The sequence below is a fragment of the Pseudoxanthomonas sp. LjRoot204_2 genome (assembly GCF_056175765.1).
In genome coordinates this window covers 1-4,379 of record NZ_JBGFFG010000286.1, presented here as the reverse complement: position 1 = coordinate 4,379, position 4,379 = coordinate 1, and the positions used below count along the sequence as shown (strand labels likewise).

The following is a 4,379-nucleotide window of genomic DNA, read 5'->3' as shown; positions in this document are numbered from 1 at the left end:
AGTCCATCCTGCTGAAGATCGCACAGGACCATCCGCTCGTGCTGGATGAGCCGGCGCCCAGCGTGATCGTCAGCAAGCTGAGCGAGAGCAGCGTCGACCTGATCCTGCTGGCGTGGACGAAGACCAAGGATTTCGGCGAGACCAAGAGCGACCTCACCGAGGCCGTACGCACCGAGATCATCGGCCAAGGGCTCAACATCCCCTATCCGCAACGCGACCTGCACGTCTACCACCATAACGGCGATGGTGCGCCGCTGGGCGATATCGTCACCAAGGGCGTGGCCGACGACGGCGACGTGGCGAAACCGGCCACGTAGCGTACGACCTGCGCACGACGCGCGGTGATGGTTCCAGAGCGGCGTGCGCATGGCGCACACCAGGTCACTCGCCGGCGAGCGCCGCCATGTGCTTGCGGTAGTGGCGCAGTTCCTCGATGGAATCGCGCACGTCGCTAAGTGCCGTATGGCTGGCCTGCTTGCGCACCCCTTCCAGCACCTGCGGCGCCCAGCGTCGCGCCAGCTCCTTCAGCGTACTGACGTCCAGGTTGCGGTAGTGGAAGTACTTCTCCAGCCTCGGCATCAGCCGATGCAGGAAGCGGCGGTCCTGGCAGATCGAGTTGCCGCACATCGGCGAAGCGCCCGCCGGCAGCCACTCGGCCAGGAAGGCCACCGTCTGCGCTTCGGCCTGCCCCAGCGACACGTCGCTTTCCACCACGCGCTTCCACAGCCCCGACCGGCCATGCTGGTTCCGGTTCCAGTCGTCCATCGCCTCCAGCACGGAGACCGGATGCGCGATCGCGAACTCGGGGCCCTCCGCCAGCACGTTCAACTTCGAATCGGTCACCACGGTGGCGATTTCCAGGATGGAATCGCGATCGGTATCCAACCCTGTCATCTCCAGGTCGATCCAGATCAGGCGGTCATTGTTCGCGTTGTTCGAGGCCATGCGGGAATCCGTGACGGAGAGAAAGCCCGGGAATCCTCACCGGGGATGCGGCAACACCGCTTCATGTCATCATAACGCAGACCACCCCGGCGACCGGCCCATGAATCCCTCCACCGACCATGCCGTGCTCACCGCGATGCTCGCACCGGCATTCTTCCTGACCGCAACGGCATCGCTGCTGCTGTCGGCGAACAACCGCCTGGCGCGCATCATCGACCGGGCACGCACCCTGTTGCGCGAGTTGGCCGACGCGGAGGATGAAGCCGACCGCACGCTACTCGAGAAGCGCATCGGACTGCAGCGCCTGCGCAGCCTGATCATCCTGCGCGCGGGCCAGCTGCTCTATGGCGCGATCAGCTGCTTCGTCGGCACCAGCCTGGCCGTTGCCGTGGATACGTTCACTGGCCATCGGCTCGGCTCGCTGCCTACGTGGCTGGCCGCCCTTGGCGTGGTGGCCATGCTGGCGGCGAGCCTGCTGCTCGCACGCGAGTCGACGCTGGCGGTCACGGCCATCAACGAAGAGATGGACCACCGCAAGGTGAAACGGAAGTTCCCGACACCCTAGACGAGCGGTCGCCCGCGCTTGGCGCGGAAGTAGTTGGTCAGGCGGCGCCCTGCCTCATCGCCCAGTACACCGCCCCGGAGCTCGATGCGGTGGTTGTGCCGCGGATCGGCGATCAGGTCGAACACGCTGCCGCAAGCGCCGGTCTTCGGGTCGCTGGCGCCGTAGACCACGCGCGCGACCCGGGCGTGCACGAGCGCCATGGCGCACATCGCGCACGGCTCCAGGGTCACGTAGAGCGTGCTGTCTATCAGACGGTGATTGCCTGTCGCCTTGCCCGCTTCACGCATCGCCACGATTTCGGCATGCGCCGTCGGATCGTGGTCGAGGATGTTGCGGTTCCAGCCTTCGCCCAACACCTCGCCGTCGGCACCCACCAGCACGGCGCCGACCGGAATTTCATCGAACTCGCGCTCGGCACGGTCCGCCAGGGCGAACGCGTGCCGCATCCAGTGCTCGTCGTCGTGACCGGCCATCACTCCCACTCGATGGTGGCCGGCGGCTTGCCCGAGATGTCGTAGACCACGCGCGAGACGCCACGCAGCTCATTGATGATGCGGTTGGAGACGGTGCCGAGGAAATCGTACGGCAGGTGCGCCCAATGCGCGGTCATGAAATCGATCGTCTCGACCGCGCGCAGCGCGATCACCCACTCGTACGCACGCGCATCGCCGACGACGCCCACCGACTTCACCGGCAGGAATACGGCGAACGCCTGCGAGGTCTTGTCATACAGATCGGCCTTGCGTAGTTCGTCGATGAAGATCGCATCGGCCTTGGCCAGCAGTTCGGCGTACTCGGGCTTCACTTCGCCCAGGATGCGCACACCCAGGCCGGGGCCCGGGAACGGATGACGATAGACCATCGTGCGCGGCAGGCCGAGCTCGACGCCGAGGCGGCGTACTTCGTCCTTGAACAGCTCGCGCAGCGGTTCGACCAGGCCCAGCTTCATGTGCTCGGGCAGGCCGCCGACGTTGTGGTGGCTCTTGATGACGTGCGCCTTGCCGGTCTTGCTGCCGGCCGACTCGATCACGTCCGGATAGATCGTGCCCTGCGCCAGCCACTTGGCATTCTTCAGCTTGTTCGACTCTTCTTCGAAGATCTCGACGAACAGGTTGCCGATGATCTTGCGCTTGGCTTCCGGGTCGGCGACGCCTTCCAGCGCGCTGAAATAGCGGTCGGCCGCGTTGACGCGCACGACTTTGACGCCCATGTGCTCGGCGAACATCGCCATCACCTGGTCGCCCTCCTGCCAGCGCAGCAGGCCGGTATCGACGAACACGCAGGTCAGCTGGTCGCCGATCGCCTTGTGCAGYAGCGCGGCCACGACCGACGAATCCACGCCACCGGACAGGCCGAGGATCACCTCGTCAGAGCCGACCTGCTCGCGCACGCGGGCGATCTGGTCGTCGATGATGTTCGCGRCCGTCCAAAGCGTCTTGCAGTCGCAGATCTCGGCGACGAAGCGGCGCAGCAGCGTCTGGCCCTGCTTGGTGTGCGTCACTTCCGGATGGAACTGCACGCCGTACCAGCGCTTTTCTTCCAACGCCATCGCCGCGACCGGAATGCGGTCGGTGGTGGCGGTGATCGTCCAGCCCGGCGGCGCCTTGGCGACGTGGTCGCCATGGCTCATCCACACGTCGATGCGCGGCGCACCCTGGTGGTCGCTCAGGCCACCCAGCAACGCGTCGTGCGCGACCAGTTGCACCTCGGCGTGACCGAACTCGCGTGCGTCCGCGGCTTCCGTCGAGCCGCCCAGCTGCGCGGCCAGGGTCTGCATGCCATAGCAGATGCCGAGGATCGGCAGGCCGCTGTCGAACACCTGCTGCGGCGCCGCGGGTGCGCCGTGCTGCGTGGTCGACTCCGGCCCACCCGACAGGATGATGCCCTTGGCGCCGAACTTCGCGATTTCGTCCGGATCGTGGTCCCACGCCCAGATTTCGCAATAGACGCCGATCTCGCGGATGCGGCGGGCGATCAGCTGCGTGTACTGCGCGCCGAAATCGAGGATGAGGATCTTGTCGGTGTGGATATTCGTCATGGTGTCCTGCGGCTATAAACGAAGAAGGGAAACGCTGGCGTCTCCCTTCTCTGGCAACGATCAGCCCATCCGGTAGTTCGGTGGCTCTTTGGTGATCTGCACGTCGTGCACGTGGCTCTCGCGCTGGCCGGCGCCCGTGATGACCACGAACTTCGGCTTGCTGCGCATGTCCTCGATGGTCGCGCAGCCCACGTAGCCCATCGTGGCGCGCAGGCCGCCGACGAGCTGGTGGATGATGCCGCCGACCGAACCACGGTACGGCACGCGACCTTCGATGCCTTCCGGCACGAGCTTGTCGGCGTCGCTGGCGTCCTGGAAGTAGCGGTCCTTGGACCCCTTTTCCATCGCACCCAGGCTGCCCATGCCGCGGTAGCTCTTGTAGCTGCGGCCCTGGAACAGCTCGACTTCGCCCGGCGCCTCTTCGGTGCCCGCGAACAGGCCACCGATCATCACTGTCGACGCACCGGCGGCGATCGCCTTGCCGATGTCGCCCGAGTAGCGGATGCCGCCGTCGGCGATCAGCGGAATGCGGTCCTGCAATGCTTCGGCGACCATGTCGATCGCGGTGATCTGCGGCACGCCCACGCCGGCCACCATGCGGGTGGTGCAGATCGAACCCGGGCCCACGCCGACCTTCACCGCGTCCGCGCCGGCGTCCATCAATGCGAGCGCAGCGTCACCGGTGACGATGTTGCCGCCGATGACCTGCAGCTGCGGGAAGCGCTTCTTGACCCAGCTGACGCGATCCAGCACGCCCTGCGAATGACCGTGCGCGGTATCGACGATGATGACGTCCACGCCGGCGGCCACCAGCGCTTCGATGCGCTGGTC

General features: G+C 66.1%; 5 protein-coding genes and 1 pseudogene. 2 read left to right on the top strand and 4 right to left on the bottom strand.

What is annotated here, in order from left to right; genetic code table 11:
• Nucleotides 1-317: pseudogene (locus tag AC04L7_RS13100) on the top strand (mechanosensitive ion channel family protein); the annotation flags it as partial.
• 64 nt (nt 318-381) lie between these two features.
• Here AC04L7_RS13100 and orn read toward each other — a convergent pair.
• Complete coding sequence (gene orn, locus AC04L7_RS13095) at nt 382-945, bottom strand: oligoribonuclease (protein ID WP_296282290.1); 564 nt, start codon at nt 943-945, stop codon at nt 382-384.
• Nucleotides 946-1,045: 100 nt separating this feature from the next.
• Between orn and AC04L7_RS13090 the strand changes: the two genes are divergently transcribed.
• Nucleotides 1,046-1,510 carry a DUF2721 domain-containing protein gene (locus AC04L7_RS13090; protein WP_296282292.1) on the top strand — a complete coding sequence of 155 codons (465 nt, stop codon included), beginning with the start codon at nt 1,046-1,048 and terminating at the stop codon, nt 1,508-1,510.
• Here the strand turns inward: AC04L7_RS13090 and tadA are convergent.
• The 3 genes from tadA to guaB all read right to left on the bottom strand — a co-directional run.
• A complete protein-coding gene (tadA, locus tag AC04L7_RS13085; RefSeq protein ID WP_299346987.1) occupies nt 1,507-1,983 on the bottom strand; it encodes a tRNA adenosine(34) deaminase TadA in 477 nt (158 codons plus the stop codon). The genes AC04L7_RS13090 and tadA overlap by 4 nt on opposite strands.
• A complete protein-coding gene (gene guaA / locus AC04L7_RS13080; RefSeq protein ID WP_475513161.1) occupies nt 1,983-3,548 on the bottom strand; it encodes a glutamine-hydrolyzing GMP synthase in 1,566 nt (521 codons plus the stop codon). Before guaA ends, tadA begins: the two co-directional genes overlap by 1 nt.
• Before the next feature lie 60 nt (nt 3,549-3,608).
• Nucleotides 3,609-4,379: IMP dehydrogenase (gene guaB, locus AC04L7_RS13075; protein ID WP_475513160.1), on the bottom strand; the 771-nt coding region annotated here is incomplete at its 5' end.